9 protein-coding genes are annotated in these 16,047 nt (G+C 61.8%); 2 read left to right on the top strand and 7 right to left on the bottom strand.

Annotated elements, in window-relative coordinates; genetic code table 11:
* Positions 1–252: 252 nt before the first annotated feature.
* Positions 253–4,383 carry a bifunctional 2',3'-cyclic-nucleotide 2'-phosphodiesterase/3'-nucleotidase gene (locus tag H7B90_RS19820; RefSeq protein ID WP_311772768.1) on the bottom strand — a complete coding sequence of 1,377 codons (4,131 nt, stop codon included), beginning with the start codon at positions 4,381–4,383 and terminating at the stop codon, positions 253–255.
* A 314-nt stretch (positions 4,384–4,697) separates the two neighbouring features.
* Between H7B90_RS19820 and H7B90_RS19825 the strand changes: the two genes are divergently transcribed.
* Together H7B90_RS19825 and wrbA are read left to right on the top strand one after the other, a co-directional pair.
* Complete coding sequence (locus tag H7B90_RS19825) at positions 4,698–5,909, top strand: ATP-binding protein (protein WP_185137632.1); 1,212 nt, start codon at positions 4,698–4,700, stop codon at positions 5,907–5,909.
* A gap of 79 nt (positions 5,910–5,988) precedes the next feature.
* Positions 5,989–6,603 (top strand): NAD(P)H:quinone oxidoreductase, encoded by a 615-nt coding sequence (wrbA, locus tag H7B90_RS19830; protein ID WP_185137633.1) that lies wholly within the window; start codon positions 5,989–5,991, stop codon positions 6,601–6,603.
* A gap of 441 nt (positions 6,604–7,044) precedes the next feature.
* Here wrbA and H7B90_RS19835 read toward each other — a convergent pair whose 3' ends face one another.
* From H7B90_RS19835 to H7B90_RS19860, 6 genes are all read right to left on the bottom strand, one after another.
* Entirely contained in the window at positions 7,045–7,578 is a 534-nt protein-coding gene (locus tag H7B90_RS19835; protein WP_185137634.1) for a hypothetical protein, read from the bottom strand.
* Between the two features lie 251 nt (positions 7,579–7,829).
* Positions 7,830–9,404, bottom strand: a complete 1,575-nt coding sequence (locus tag H7B90_RS19840; protein ID WP_185137635.1) for an alpha/beta hydrolase family protein — start codon at positions 9,402–9,404, stop codon at positions 7,830–7,832.
* Positions 9,405–9,538: 134 nt separating this feature from the next.
* A complete protein-coding gene (locus tag H7B90_RS19845) occupies positions 9,539–11,251 on the bottom strand; it encodes an extracellular solute-binding protein (protein ID WP_185137636.1) in 1,713 nt (570 codons plus the stop codon).
* Positions 11,248–13,005 (bottom strand): sensor histidine kinase, encoded by a 1,758-nt coding sequence (locus H7B90_RS19850; protein WP_185137637.1) that lies wholly within the window; start codon positions 13,003–13,005, stop codon positions 11,248–11,250. The genes H7B90_RS19845 and H7B90_RS19850 overlap by 4 nt, the downstream gene beginning before the upstream one ends.
* A gap of 18 nt (positions 13,006–13,023) precedes the next feature.
* A complete protein-coding gene (locus H7B90_RS19855; protein ID WP_185137638.1) occupies positions 13,024–14,661 on the bottom strand; it encodes a response regulator in 1,638 nt (545 codons plus the stop codon).
* A gap of 104 nt (positions 14,662–14,765) precedes the next feature.
* Positions 14,766–16,046, bottom strand: coding sequence for a Gfo/Idh/MocA family protein (locus H7B90_RS19860; protein WP_185137639.1), 1,281 nt, complete (start codon positions 16,044–16,046; stop codon positions 14,766–14,768).
* Between the last annotated feature and the right edge of the window lies 1 nt (position 16,047).

Consider the following 16,047-nt stretch of genomic DNA (forward strand, 5'->3'; position numbering starts at 1 on the left):
GCATACGAGATTTGGCCTGTGCAACGGAAGAAACGTAAGTTAGAAGGTGCGGATTGCGAGAGTTGGGCTGTGCAACGGAAGAAACGTAAGTTAGTGGGGGCGGCTGGCGGCACTTTGGCTGAACGACGGAAGCATCGTATGTTAGAGATACGAGAGTCCCAGTAGGCCGCGAAAAAAAAAACGCCCCCGCCGTCCGAAGACGACGAGGGCGTTGCCGTTGGCTGTCCCTTATCCGGTTAAGAGTTAAAACCGTTAATTGACCTTGGCGATGCGGTTCTCGACTTTGGCCGAGATCGGACTGTCTCCGAATTTAGCTTTGAGATACTCGATCGTGGCGTCCAGGTCGACCGGACCGGCTTCGCGGTTCGTGCCCTTGGTCAGCACGGTGTAGCCGTCGCCGCCGGTGGCCATGAAGTCGTTCACGACGATCGTGTACGTCGCGGCGTCGTCCAGCTTCGTGCCGTCCGCCTTCTTGATCTCGACGATCCGCTCGCCCAGCGGCTTGCTGTCGTCGTAGCTGTACGTGAAGCCGGACACTTGGCCGATCTTGGTCGAAGCCGCTCCCCATTGCTGGTTGAGCAGCTCCTTCATCTGCGCGCCGGTCAGCGTCATCTTCACCAGCACGTTGCCGAACGGCTGGATGCTGAACATGCTGCCGTAGGTGACGCTGCCCTCCGGCAGGTCGTTGCGGATGCCGCCGGAGTTCATGAACGCGAAGTCCGTCTTCATCGCCTCGCGCATGCCGTCGGCGATCAGGTTGCCGAGCGCCGACTCGCCGGCGGCGTTCGCCGTGCGGGTGATGGCGGCGTCGGTCTTGCCGACCGGCTTGTTCATCGTCGGAGCGTTGAGCTCCTGGTAGTCCTTGATCATCTTCGCGATCTCGGCGTCCGGCGTAATGCCTTCTCGCTTCACGTCGACGATCTCCGCCTTGGAGGAGACGATGTCGCCCGTGGCGCGGTCGATCGTCAGGTCGGTGTCGGAGAAGGCGGTGCCGTACGAATAAGCCTCGGTGACGAGCTTGCCGTCGATCACCTTGTTCAAGCCGCCATGGTTATGCCCGGCGAAAATCACATCGACCTCGTCGTCCACTCCGTTCGCCAGATCGACGACTTCGCCCGTCGGGGCGTCGGCTTTGCCCTCGAACGGATCGTGGGCCAGAATGACGATCGCTTCGACTCCCTGCTCCTTCAGCTCCGCTACGGCCTTGTTCGCCGCCTCGACTTGGTTCGTGAAGGTGATGCCTTCGATGCTGGAAGCCCGGACGATCGTAGGCGTAATATTCGTGACGAGTCCGATAAAACCGATCTTGACGCCGCCGACTTCCTTGACGACGTAGGCGTCCAGCAGCGGCTTGCCGTCCTTGCCGAGCACGTTGGCGGCGACGTACGGGAAGCTCGCTCCCGCGAAGTCCTTGCCGCTGACCGGGTTCTTGCCGCCGTGGATGAGCCGGAGCGCTTCTTCGGCCCCGCGGTCGAATTCATGGTTGCCCAGCGTGCCGACGTCGAAGCCGAGCCGGTTCAGGAAGTCGATCGTCGGCTCGTCCTGAAGCAGGGCGGAGACCGGAGCGCTCGCACCGACGGCGTCGCCGGCGTGGACGAGCAGCGTGTTCGGGTTCGTCGCTTCCCGCTGCTTCAGGTAGGCGGCCAAGTAATCGGCGCCGCCGAGCGTGGAGACGACCTTGCCTTCGGCGTCCTTCACGTCCTTCTTGTAATCCAGCTGGCCGTGGAAGTCGTTGATCCCGAGCAGTTGAACCGAGACCGGCGTTATGAGCGTGAAAATGACCTGAGCCGCTTCCGCGCGAGTAGCCGTCGCTTGAGGGCTGAACTTGCCGCCGCTGCCGGCCATAAGGCCGCGTCCGGCGACCGCGTTCACGCTCGGCTTCGCCCAAGCGCTGATGGCGGCGGCGTCCGAGAACCCGGCGTCGCCGGCCGAGGCGATCGTGCCGCCTTTGAGCTGGATGGCATTGCCGAGCATGACGGCCATCTGCTCGCGGGTGATGGCGAGGTTCGGGGCGAACTCGTCCTTGCTCACGCCGCCGACGAGTCCCGCTTCGGAGGCGGCCGCCACTTCGTCCGCGTACCAGGCCGAAGCGGGAACGTCCGAGAACGTCGGCGCGCCCTTCGCGGTCAGGTTCAGCGCCTTGACGAGCAGGGTAGCGAACTGCGCGCGCGTCAGCTGAGCGCCCGGATCGAACGTCGTCGCGCTCGTGCCCGTGACGATGCCCTTGGCGCTCAAGCCGCCGATCGCCTCGTATGCCCAGTGGGAGGCGGGAACGTCCGCGAACGCGGTACCGGATGCCGGCGTCTCGGATCCCGCGCCGGGCTCGCTGCCGGAGCCTGTGCCCGGAGCCGTCGCCGTGCCGCTAAGGTCGATCGTGTAGATGCCGAAGCCCTTGTCGTCCGTTTTGCCGGTATAGCGGATATTCGGCGTCGCGGCCGCGTAGTCGGCCGCCTTCGGGGACGACGTAAACGTCACCTTCACGTCGCCGGACACCGGAGCGATCGACCAGTTGTTGTCGGCGGTCGGGTTGACCGAGCCTTGGGCGCGGATGTAATCCATCAGAATCTGGCGATTCTCGTCCGGGGAGTCGATGATGATCTTGCTGCTCTTGACGCCCGGGAAGTTGCCGCCGCCGCCCGCGCGGTAGTTGTTGGTGGCGACGATGAAATCCTGGTTCGGATCGATCGGCTTGCCGTTGTACTGCAGATTGACGATCCGGCTCGACGATTCGTCGTTTATCGTGCCGTCCGGCTTGTACTTGGCCGGCTTCGTCACGTCGACCTGGTACGTCACGCCGTCGATGACGTCGAAGTTGTAAACCGCGAAGGAAGGGTTGAGCAGTTCTTGCTCTTCCTTCTTGTTCGGGTCGATCTGATTAAACTTGCCCGCCGTCATCTCCAGCCATTCCTTGACGACGGAGCCTTTGACCAGCATCGCCTTCAGCGTATTGTCGTAGAGATAAAGGTCGCCCGCGCTCTTGATGGCGAGCGGGCCCGTCTTGATCTCGGTGAATTCCTCCGGTCCGTTGCGCCCGGCCTTGAACGGCGCGCCGACGGAGAGAACCGGGACGTTCTTGTATTCGGGCAGGTTGGCCTTCACGTACTCTTCCACGTATTTCTTCTGCGCGTTGGTGACGATCTGGACGGACGGGTCGTCCTGCACCAGCGCGAAGAAGCTGTGGATCGGCGCGGTCGTCGAGCCGATCGGGCTGTTCGCGTACGCGATCGTCGCCTCGTGATCGGCCTTCACCGCTTCGACGATCGCGGGATCCGCTTCGACGAGCGGTTTCTTGGCGGCCGCGTCGTAGATCGCCTTGGTGGAAGATTGGGAGCTTGCGACCTTCCACTTGCCGTCCTGCTTTTCCAAGGTCAGATCGATGATGCCGAGATTGTTGCCGCCATAGCCGGCTTGGACGGCGGGGACCCCGTTGATCGTGCCCTTCGCGTTGTCGACGCCCGGCAGCGGCTTGCCGTCCGCCCCCTTGAATAGAGCGTCGAGGGACTTCTCGTCCGCCGTCGGGAACACCTTGTGGGTGTGCGAGAAGGTAATCGCGTCGATCCCCGGCACTTTGCTAAGAGGGAGGACGGCGTCCTCGGCGTTGACATTCGGAGCCGCGTTGCCGTTGAATCCGGAGTGGGCCATTGCGATGACAAGATCCGCTCCCTTGGCCCTGATCTCGGGAATGAACTTCTCGGCCGTCGCGACAATGTCCTTCGCGATGACTTTGCCTTCCAGAGCGGACTTGTCCCACTGGGTAATCTGCGGGGGCACGAAGCCGATCACGCCGATCTTCAGCGTCTGCTCCTGGCCGGCTTCGTCGGTGAATTTTTTGTCGATGATCCTGTAGGGCTCGAAGCGGTTCACGTCGTTGTTCGGGTTGCCGTCCTTGTCGTCGATGTAGACGTTCGCGTTCACATAAGGGAAGTTCGCGCCCTTGACGGCCCGGTCCAGGAAGTCGAGCCCGTAGTTGAATTCGTGATTGCCGAGGGTGGCGGCGTCGTAGCCGATCAGGTTCATCGCTTTGTACACCGTGTGGACTTCGCCGTCCTTCAGCGGGGAGACGATCGCCTTGTACGTGCCGAGGGGAGTGCCCTGGATCAAGTCGCCGTTGTCGACCAGGAACGTGTTCTTCGCTTCCTGGCGGGCGGCCTTGATCAGGTTCGCCGTGCGGGCCAGGCCGACGGTGTCGGAGGGGGCGTCCTTGTAGTAATCGTAGGACAAGAGGTTGGTATGAACGTCCGTCGTCTCCAGAATTCTCAGCTTAAGCGTCGAACCGGCGTCCGCCGCGGCGGCCAGAGCGCCTTGAAGAGGCAGCGCCAGAAGGCTGGCCGTCAACGACGATACGATCAACTTGCCGAACTTGGAACGAGATCGGTGTCGCACGTATAACATCATCCTCCCAATATATGTATGATTACATTACTAATATAATAGGAAGATAGGTTCGTGACTATCACTCCTCGCATTTTTGTTAGAAGATAATCAGGAATGCCTATCTCGTTATGGCGAAATTACCCATAGGGAAACACAGATCGACAGCTTTCGTGTGAGACTATCTTACTCCCTGATTCGTAATGCCTACCTCATCGCATTCCTCTTAACCCCCGGCGATATCCGTGTTATCATAGTTGAAAGCTTATGTGAAGCACTCGGAATCTCCTATTTCTACTTATAAAAAGATCGGATGATCTCGTCAGATGATAGACAAATCGATCCTGTCCGAGCTCAAGCGGAATCTTCGCGAGCGCGGAGTGAACCCGGACCTGCTGCCCGGGTACAAGGACCGGTATACGCCGGAGCAATTGGAAGCGCGGCTCGAGACGTATAGGGAAGACTTGGAAGTCATTCGCTACTTCGTCGATAAATTTCTATCCTCCGTATCCGGGAGCCCGATTCTGATCGGGGTGTCGGACAACGAGGGCTACCTTCTTGCGTTCCAGGGCGACGCGGCGATCATGGGTACCGTGCGCCAGCTCGGATTCGAGGAGGGAATCCGGTTCGACGACGAGTACGATCTCAATGCCGTCACGCTCTGCCTTCGGTTCGGGGAGCCCGTGCAATTGATCGGAGAGGATCACTACCATACCGTGCTCCACCGGTTGGTATGCTGCACGGTTCCCTGGAGGGAGGCCAACGGTTCCATCGTCGGAACCCTCTCGTTCATGACCGATATCGAAGTGGCGCATCCGCACCTGCTCGCGATCCTGTCGACGGTGGCGGATTCCGTGGAGCGGGAGCTCAAGCTGCGGGACCAGAACGACCGGCTGCTGCTCGCGAACCAGCTCGCGGTCGGCATCGCCCACGAGATCCGCAATCCGCTGACGACGGTGAAGGGCATGCTCCAGATGTCCAGCGCGGACTCCAAGCCCCGCCACTTCGGGCTTATCCTGTCGGAGCTCGAGCGGATGAACCTGATCGTCGGCGAGCTGCTCCTTATGGGCAAGCCGCAGGCCGCCGTTCTGCGCGACGAGTCCTGCCAGACGATTCTGGAAGAGGTTCTGAGCGTCTTCGAGTTCCAGGCCGCCGCCGCGAACGTCGAGATTCGCCGGGAGTTCGTCCGGGACCTCGCGATCCGGTGCGACCGCAACCAGATCAAGCAGGTGTTCCTCAACCTGCTTCGGAACGCCTTGGAGGCTCTGCCGGACGGAGGCGTCATCGAAGTGAAGCTGGATGCCGCCGGACCCTTCCAGAGAATCCGGTTCAAGGACGACGGGGAAGGCATGTCGGAAGAGGTACTGGGGCGCATCGGGGAACCGTACCATACGACCCGGCCGAACGGGCACGGACTGGGAATGATGATCGTAAGCAAGCTGGTCTCTTCCCACCGCGGAAGAATGTCGATCTCCAGCAATCCGGGCCAGGGGACTTGCGTCGATGTGTACTTGCCGGCTTCGCGGGGGGAGCGATAAGACGCCCGGAATGGCGCCTGCCGATTGTGGACATACCAATGGAGGTGTAAACCACTTGCAGAGGAGTGTCCGCCCGGATATGGCGAACGTCAAACTAGCGATCATCTATTACAGCTCGACCGGAACGAACTATCAATTGGCCCAATGGGCCGCGGAAGGGGCCAAGGAAGCGGGCGCCGAGGTGAAGGTGGCCAAGGTGCAGGAGCTGGCTCCGCAAGCGGCGATCGACAGCAATCCGGCCTGGAAGGCTCACGCCGAGGCGACGAAGGACGTGCCGGTGGCGACTCCGGCCGACCTCGAGTGGGCGGACGCCCTGATCTTCAGCGTGCCGACCCGCTTCGGCAACATTCCCGGCCAGATGAAGCAATTCATCGACACGCTGGGCGGCTTGTGGGCGCAAGGCAAGCTCGCCGACAAGGTCGTCAGCGCGATGGCGAGCGCGAGCAACCCGCACGGCGGCCACGAAGCGACGGTTCTGGCGCTGCATACGACGTTCTGCCATTGGGGAGCGATTATCGCGGCTCCGGGGTACACCGATCCATCGGCGTTCACGTCGGGCGGCAACCCGTACGGAACGAGCGTCACCCAGAAGCAGGACGGCTCGATGCTCGAGGACGTGCAGACGGCGGTCAAGCATCAGGCGAAGCGCACCGTCACGGTTGCGGGCTGGGTCAAGGCCGGGCTGGGCGGCTGACACGTTTTTTTGGATCGAGAAGCGAAGGAACCGGGTCCCGTGGGCTCGGTTCTTTTTGTTGGGCGGAAGCGGCGTTTAGGAAAGTCGCTTCCGCATCGTGCGGAAATCCGGCAAATGGGAGAAAAGCAGCTCAGTGGCTGAGGCAAATTAGTGGAAAAGCCGGGAAAAGGACAAAAGTAGCTCAATGGCTGAGTCAAATTGGCGGGAAATCGAGGGAATGAGTAAAAGTAGCGCAGTGGCTAAGGCACATATCGAAAACCTCCTGCGGTCATCTGCACCTGTACGGGACGCTACTGTTCGACCTCGAGCGGGACCCCTAGCAGAAGGAGCCGATTCGGGATCCCGCGATCGAAGCGAGGATGATTGGGCTGCTCAAGAAAGTGTTGACGGACGACGACGCCCCTCTAGAGCGTTCAAGCGGCCTCTGAGGGAGGAGGTTTTTCAAGAATCGTTGAGTAAATTTCCGTCTTGATCATAGTACTTATAATCTCGAAATTCATAATCGCTTCTATCCGTTTCCGGTAAGCGAACCCAGGCAACGTTTGATTGATAAGGCGTAAACGGCTGCTCAAGCTGCTGTCCGTTTATATTTACCTGCATTTTGGCCACTTTGTTTTCGTTATTGGTAACGATCATAAACCTTTGAAAACCAGGAATGATGAAAATGCTGAACGATTCATTGTTCCTAACCTCTATATGTTTCCACAAGTAGTTCCCGTTTTTGTTTTTTTGAAATTGAATAAAACCCGGATTATGGTCGGACAGAAATCCTACCATTCTTTGATCGTCTAAATCTTCGATCTCCAAGATTTCGATCGACTTATCTTCGTATCCCTTGATGGAGTTAATTACAGTCGCAATGGACTCCTCATCGTTGCCGAATACTGGATCAGGTTGATTGAAATAATAAGCTAAAAAACCGATGAAGAGCAAAAAGGCAACGATAATCAGCACGACGAACGCCCGATTTCTCAACCATTTCCCTCCTTAGACGCACAATGTGGTATTTTTATCCATTATACCGCCAGTCGTTACAGGATGGAAAAGCCAAGTTCAAAGGCGCCCGCAATAAAACCCCGGCGCCTGCCGCCCGGGGCCGATGCTCGTTCCGCTTCGTTTTCGCCCTTCGTTCCGTTCTACATTCGCCGTCCTTCGTTCCGCCCTACGTTCGTTCCTACTGTCGTTCTCAGGCTTCTTAACGCCTTAGCGCTTTATTGCCGTAGCCCTTAGCGCGCCCGCTCTCCGATCCAATCCGCGATATCGTCGATCACCCGCTCATCGACGTTGGCCGGGCGGAGATAGCTCTGGATGCCGTCCTCAAGCTTGCCTTCCGTGAACAGGTGCGTCAGCTTCGGATACGAGCGGTACTCCACGTTCGCGCGTCCCGCGTAAACTTCCTTCCAGCCTTGCAGGCTCACAGCCGGCACCTGGAAGTCCTCTTCTCCCTGCAGCACGAGCATGTCGACGTCGCGCTTCTTCGCTTCCTCCGCCGGCTCGTAGCCGGCGATGTCGGCCCACCAGTACGCGTTGGGCGGCAATTGGAACGTCTGCGGCGGGTTCGCCGGATCGAAGCCCGGCTCCTTCACGAGCTTCAGCTGCTCGCGGTAGAAGGTCAGCTCCTCCGCCGAGATCATGCCTCCCAGCTCGGGATGATCGTACGACTCGATCTCCGAATAGCGCGGGTCGGCGCCGGCGAGCACGATCGCTCCGGCGAACCGCTTCTTCGCGTCGTCGCCCAGAATGCGCGGGATCATCCAGCCTCCCCGGCTGTGGCCGGCCGCGTAGACGCGCTTCGGATCGATGGCCGGGTTGCGCGCGAGCAGCTCCGCGGCCAGCAGAGCGTTGTCCGCGAACTCGTCGTCGATCGTATAACGGTCCGACAACTGCACGAAGTGTTCGCGAGTCGTCTTCGGCATGCGCAGGACGGCGATCCCTTGGCCGGCGAGTCCGACGGCCAGGTCGCGGAACGGCTTCTGCGCGTAGACGGTGCTGTCCGCATCCAGCTCGCCGTCGCCTTGAACGAGCACGACGGCCGGGAACGGTCCTTCGCCCGCGGGCAGCGTCAGAGTGCCTTGCACCGCATGATCCCCTTCGCCGACGACGAGGGGCTGCTCCTTATAGGCTTCGGGACGGTCGTACGCCGGAGAACGGTAGCCGTCCACCCGCACCGTCGCGTACAGGTCGTCCACCTGGCCGTCGCCGTTCAGGCGGATCTCGACGTCGAAGGGCGCCGCCGGCCCTTGGAACGAGATGGTGACGGTCGTATGCACGGCGTCTGCGGCGACCGTTCCCCACGTCCTCGGGAAGGCGGCCAGCTGCCCGATCCATTGCCGCATCCACGCAGGAATCGCCGACTCCCGGAATCGCGCGTCGGCGAACGAATAGGCCGATTCCATGTCCCCGTTCTGAAGCCGGGTCAGGAACGCGTTCGCCCGGGTGACCGCGTCCGCGGCAGAGAGCTCCGGCTTGCCGTCCGGCGACCACGAAGCCTCGATGCCCAGCGTCCGACGCAGCGCCTCCTGCGTGATATACACGGTACTTTCGCGAGAGGAGATGCCCTCATCCGTCAGGCGGTAACGGATCGTCTCGGCCCCCTTGTCCACTTCGATCGTCCGTTCCTTCGAGTCCCAGCGGACCGGCATTCCGATCCACTCGCCCAGCTTGCGCAGCAGAATCTCCTTCGCGACGGAGGCGGCCTGGGCGTCGCCGGCCGCCCGAACGGCGGGCGCGGCAACGGCCAGGGTGCCGGTCGCGGCGATCGCGGCGGCCAGAGATATCGCGAGCATGCGATTGATTTTCATAGAATAGCGTTCCCCTCTCGGCTTGATGGACCCTTCCATTCGAACGTCCGGATAGAATCATAGCGCGCCGAGTTTAAGGGCGAGGGGAGATGGCGGTTAAAATCGGTTTAAAAAAACGGAGTCGGAAGCGCCGTTCAGCGAGTCTTCCCCAGCGAGGCGTACCATTCGTTCACCTCGTCGGTCATCTTGTCGCCGCCCAGCTCGTGCCACCGGGCGACGACGCGGTCGAAGCCGGACAGCGGCTCCTGCCCGTAGACGATCTTGAGCATCGCGTCGTGGAGCAGCTCGTCGAGGGCGTCGCCGATTCGCTCCATCGTCGGCGTCGGCGCGCCGGTGAAGGCGTCCGTCTTGTAGACGGAGGGGTTGCTCTCGACGATCTTCCAGCCCTTCAGCTCCTGCGGCGTGCGCAGCAGCTTGTTCTTGACGTCGTACGGCGTCTGGCCGGACGCGCCGCGGTTGATGCGGGCGATCGACTCGCTGAGCAGGTTCGGGACCGAGGGCAGAGACAGGCTCAGCAGATACTTCTGGGGGTCCGCCAGACCGCCCGGCGCCTCGCTGTCCCGGAACGTCAGCTTGCCGTTCACGTTGGCGTAGTCGTAGCCCTCGGCGATGCCCCAGCGATACGGCGAGCCGGGAGGCGGATCGACGAAGTTGTCGTAGACGAAGTTCATATAGTCGAAGAAAATCTCGGGATTCGCCATCTCCGCGTTGATGGCGATCGCGCCGAATTCCGGGGGCGTGCCGCGCGTCCCGGACAGGCCGCTCGGGCCGACGGGGATCGGGTACGCGTCGAACCTGGCGTCCGGCACGTTCAAGGTCACGTCCCCGAGCGGCCAGCCGGCGGCCCACAGCGGCGCCACGATCATGCCGGCCTTGCCCTGCTTCCAGGCTTCCGTCGCCTGGACCTCGTCAAGAATCTCGGCATCCTTCGGCACGTAGCCGCGCTCCATCCAGCGCTTGAGCGTCTCCAGTCCCTGCCGGACGCTCGGCTGGACCGAGCCGTACGACAGCTTCCCGTCCGCGCCTTCGTTCCAGATGTCCGGCATCTCCCCGTAGGCTCCGAACACGAAGCCGGCATCCGACATCCAGGAGAAAAACGAGTTTTTGAGACTGACGCTAATCCCGTAGGTGTCGTCTATGCCGTTGCCGTCCGGGTCCCCACGGACGAAGGCGTCCATGACGGACTCCATTTCCTCGAGGGTGGACGGCGCCTTCAGGCCGAGCTTGTCGAGCCAGTCCTGACGGATGTACAGCACCTCGTTCGAATTCATCTTGCCGTCGAGGATCGGCACGGCCATCTTCTTGCCGTTGATCGTATACGGCTCCCATGCCTCGGGCGCCTGCGCCATGGCCGCCTTCCACTTCGGCGAGGCATACCGCTCGAAGAGGGGGCCGACGTCGCGGAAGGCGCCGGAGCGCAGCAGAGGATACAAATTTTGCCCGCCCTTGAACGAGACGATGTCGGGAAGCGGCTGACCGGTGGCGATCGAGGTGTTCAGCTTGTTGATGTAGACGTCCTCGTCCCCGGTCGTCGTCCACAGATAGTTCACCCGGATGCCGAGCTGGTCCTCGAACAGCCGGTTCAACACGTTGTTTTCCAGATCCTCGCCGTTCTTGAACTTGATGTCCGGGTACAGATGCCCGACGGTCGTCAGGACGGCGGGAGGTACGTATTTGCCCCCGACGAACGAGGGGGGCCGTCCCGCGGATTCGGGCTCCGCCTCCGGCCGGTCGGGGCTTCCCGTCTGATTCTCCCAATAGAGGAAGGAGAACGTCATGACGACGACGAACAGGACGATCGCGAGGCCGAACAGCCCCGTCTGCTTCAGCCATCTCCAGCCCCTCATGACCCCGTTCCCTCCCGTTCCCGGACGATTCGCCATCTCAGCGTGACCTTCAGTCCGCCCAGCTCCCCGTTCTTCAGCTCCATATGGGCGTCCGGGCCGAGCAGCGAGTTCAGTCGCTCGTACACATTGTGCAGGGCCCAGGCGGTGTTCTCGTCCGTGCCGTAGTAGATGGCGTTGCGGAGCGCGCCGAGCCGTCCGGGCTCGACGCCGCGGCCGTTGTCCGCCACGCTTAGCTCGCAGGAATCCCCGTCGGCGCGGCCCGCGATCCGAATGTCTCCGACCTTGCGCAGCGGCTCGATGCCGTGCAGGATGGCGTTCTCCGCGAGCGGCTGCAGCAGCAGCCGAGGCACCTGAAGATCGAGCAGCCGCTCCTCGACGTCGATGGAGAAGACGAAGCGGTCCATCTGCAGGCTCTGGATCGTCAGGTACAGCCGGACGAGCTCGAGCTCCTCCCGCAGCGTCGTGAACGTATTCTCGAACTTGATGGATTGGCGGAAGTAGCGGCTTAAGCTCATGGACATGTCAATGACGGCCTGCTTCTCGTCGAGCTCGGCCATGCTCTTGATGAACGCGAGCGAGTTGTACAGGAAGTGCGGCTGGATCTGGGAGTGGAGCTGCCGCAGCTTCGCCTCCTTGGAGCGGATTTGCTCCATGTACACCTTTTCGATCAACTCTTTAATCTCTCGGGACATCTCGTTGAAGCGGTCGAACAGGTAGACGAACTCGTCGTTGCTCTCCTGGCGCAGCGTAATCGTATATTGGCCGGACGTGATCTTCTTGACGCCCCAGATCAGCTTGCGGATCGGAATCTGCACGTCCCGGTAGAGAAGCAGGGCGAGCAGGATGCTGAACAGAAGCAAGAAGACGCTGGAAAAGTAGTAGAGTCGCTGATTGGCGTAGATCGGGTCCAGCACCTCGCCTATCGGGGTGTAGTCCGCGACGTACCAGTCTTTGAAGTTGCCCAGCGCGGAGAAGTTGACGAGGTAGTGCTCGCCGCCCAGCCGAATAAGCCGGTTGCCGCTTTTCTCCTCCCCGACTTGAAGCCGCCGGGTCAGCTCGCGGATGAACGGGAGCTTCTCCGCGTCGCCAGCCAGCACGTCTCCGGCCGCCGAGAACAGCACCGGACCGTTGTCGTTCGTCCCCTTGGCCCGGTCCAGGTAGTCGAGCACGTTCTTCGTATCGATCCGGGCTTTGACGACATAGGACACCTCGTTCGGGTCGAAGCGGAACGTGTACGGATGCGCCAGATAATACGTCAAGTACGCGCCGCCGTCCGTCCGTTCGTACTGCCAATACGGGCGGAAGTGCGTCTCCAGGTACAGATCGCTCGGCTTGTCCGACGAGGGCGAAGAGGACGAAGAGGACGAAGAGGACGGCGAGGAGAAGGCGGAGCTGTCCTCCGCATAGAGAACCGTGAATTCGGCGTTCCAATTGTTCAGCGCGTGCAGCAGGTTCAGCTTGTCCGACACCCGCAGCTTCAGCTTGTTCAGCTCGAAGTCCCCTTCCAGGAAGGAAGGGGTCGCGAGCAGCCTCAAGTCCTTGTCGAGCACGAGAAAATCGCTGAAGGACGATATTTTGGACAAATTGTTGTCGATGTCGCCGGCCAGGAAGGTGAGCTCGTTCAGCTTCACGCGCTGGATCTCCTGCTTGATGAGCCGCACGCTGGAGCGGTTCGTCAAGTAGTACAACAGCAGCGTGGAGACGAGCAGCAGGCAGATGACGAGCACAATTTTGGTGAAAATCGTAAGCTTCATGCGAGTGTCCCCGTTCGGTCAGGAGGATTGGTGGCGGAAGTCTTGGGGCGTCAGTCCGTAATGCTCCTTGAACAGCTTGATGAAGTATTGCGGCTTGTGGTAGCCGATCGCCGACGCGACGTCGCTGACCTTGAGCTCCGGCCGCTCGATCAGCATCTCCCTCGCGCGCTGCATGCGCGCCTTGTACAGATATTCGCTGATGTTCTCGCCCGTCTTGCTCTTGAACAGGGAAGACAGATACGCCGGATGCAGGCCGACGTGGTCCGCCGCCGTCTGCAGCGTGGCGTCCGCCAGCCGATCGGCGATGAACTGCCGGACCTTCCGAATAAGCGCCGCCTGCTCGTTGTTCCATTCGCTCTTGGTCATCTCCCGCAGCCGCTCGAGCGAGTGCGCGACCCAGTCCTGCAGCTGGCGCATATGGCGGAAGCGGCTCGCGTCGCCGGCCTTGTCCGGGTCCGCCGGGAGAATGTCGTGCAGGCTGAACCCGTTCTTGTGGGCGAAGAAGCTGAAGGCGCCCATCGCGTGATAATACAGCTCGAGCAGCGTCTCCCGCGACTCCATCCGCTTGTCCGTCACCTCCTGGAAGATGACGTCCCACTTGGCGGAGATCGCCTCCCACCGGCCGATCTCGAACAGCTGGATGAGCGAGGGCGACTCGTACAGGCTGTGGATGCGATAAGGCATCTCGGGCGCGGCGGCGTCCCGCAGGCGGATGAACAGATCCGTCTCGCCGCCGAGATGGCGGGCGAATACGGCCAGAGAGTCCCGGTACGTCCCGCGCAGGCCGCTCGCCATCGCCTGCCACGGGCTCACGACGATCGAGATGCCGAGTTTGAGAAAATGCCTTACGTGATGCTGGAGCCTGGAAGCCAGATGCTCGAGCGACTGCTGCCGGGCGCGCTCCGGGTCGGGCTCCTGCGCCAGCCAGGACTCCTCCCGCGGCTTGAGGACGAACACTTCATGCTCGTACGCGTCGCGGCCGTGCCAGACGTGGAACGAATCCGCGAACGTCTCCTCCGCGATGTTGACGACGGCCGAGGCGAGCAGCGACTGGTCCTGCCAGTTCAGCTCCTCCGCGGACGAATCGATGCGAAGGAGGCACATCGCCGTCCGGTCCCCCGGACGGAACGGAAGCTGGTAATAGGCCAGCTTCTCCTCGAGCTGCCCGGGCGGCAGCCTTCGCCCCTGCAGCAGATCCATCAGCAGCTTCTCGCGGAACAGCGGCATGTGCTCGCGCACCAAGCTCATCGCCTTCTGCTGCTTGCCCCGCTCGTCCCACTCGAGGCGGAGAGCTTCCGTCAGCCGGCGCACCATGCCGGCCAGCTCCTCATGGTCGACCGGCTTGAGCAGATAGCCGTCGACCTGCTGCCGGATCGCCTCCTGCGCGTAATCCCACTCGCCGTAGCCCGACAGCAGAATGCTCTTGAAGTGCTTGTCGAATTTCTTGATCTGCCCGATCAGCTCGAGGCCGGAGATGCCGGGCATGCGAATATCGGTGAGGAGGATATCGACGGGGTAGCTCTTGCAGAACTCGAGCGCCTCTTCGCCGGACAACGCCTTGTGGACCTTGCCGATGCCGAGCGCCTCCCAGGGCATATTGCGTTCGAGACTGTCCACGAGGTGCGAATGGTCGTCGACGATTAGCAGATCATACATGCAATATTCCCCCGATCCGTCTTCGACTCGTTGCAAGATCGGCGCATCCCCGCTTCGGGAGATGCGCCTTCGTTCTTCTCATTATCCGATGAATCCGGGGCTTGTCAATCGCTTGCCGCGTCCGCCAGAAGCGCGGCCTTGTATTCGCGCATGTCGACGACGGCGCCTTGGCTAAGCCGCGACGTCTCGGCGGCGAAGGCCATCAGGTGGCTCTCCAGCGAAGCCTGGGCGGAGGTGAGGGTGCCGCTGTAATTGCCCTCCCGAAGATCGGACAGGAACCGGCGCATGATTCCCTCGTCGCCGCCCTGATGTCCGACCGCGCCCGTGAACGTGCTTATGACGCTGCGCTCGCCGTTCGCGAATTCGAACAGATCGATCTCCTCCTTCAGGAGATCGCCGCGAATCTCTCCCTTGGTCCCCATAATCTGCACGATGCGGTTGATGTCGCGCGTGAACCCGCACATGCTGAACATCGCCGTCGCCCCGCCGGCGAACTCCATGTTCACGACCTGGTGATCGACGACGTTGTTGTCCGTCCGGTAGACGCAGCGCCCGTAGGGGCCGCGCCGAATGGCGTCCATCCGGTTCTCCTCCGTCGGCGGGGTGGCGATGAGCGCGGCGAAAGGATTGTCCTCGACCGGCTGCATGTAGAAGCGGGGCGCCGAGTAGGGGCAGGCCGCTTCGACGGCGCAGCCGTCCGTGCACCGCTCGGTCGAGCCGGCCGGAGCCTCGCCGGTCCGGAAGTGCTTCAGCGAGCCGAACGAGCTGATCCGCTCGCACTCGGCGTCGACCAGCCAGCGGATCAGGTCCATGTCGTGGCAGGACTTGGCGAGAATCATCGGGCTGGACAACCGGTCGTTGCGCCAGTTGCCCCGGACGAAGCTGTGCGCGTAGTGCAGGTAGCCGACGTTCTCGTTGTGCTGGATCGACACGACCTCCCCGATCGCGCCTTCGGCCAGCAAGCTCTTGAGCCGCTGCCAGAAGGGAGCGTAGCGGGAGACGTGGCAGATGGAGAGCAGCAGACCCGCCCGGACGGCCGCTTCCGCCATCCGCACGCATTCGAGCGGATCGTTCGACATCGGCTTCTCCAGCAGCACGTGGTATCCGCGCTCCAGCGCCGCCATCGTCGGCTCGAAGTGCATCCGGTCCTGGGTGCAGATCAGAACGGCGTCGCACAGCCGCGGCTGCCCGAGCAGCTTCTCCCAGGAGTCGTACAGCTGCGACTCGGCCAGGCCGAACTGCGCCGCGGCTTCGGCCCGCCGCGCCGCGTCCGGCTCGGCGACCGCGACGAGCTCGGCCTCTTCCGGATGGAGGCGCACGTAGGGCGCGTAGCTGAGCAGCCCGCGGGCGCCGGCGCCGATCAGGGCCAGCTTTATTTTTTTCATA

This window comes from Cohnella xylanilytica (genome assembly GCF_014212175.1).
GTDB lineage: Bacteria > Bacillota > Bacilli > Paenibacillales > Paenibacillaceae > Cohnella > Cohnella xylanilytica.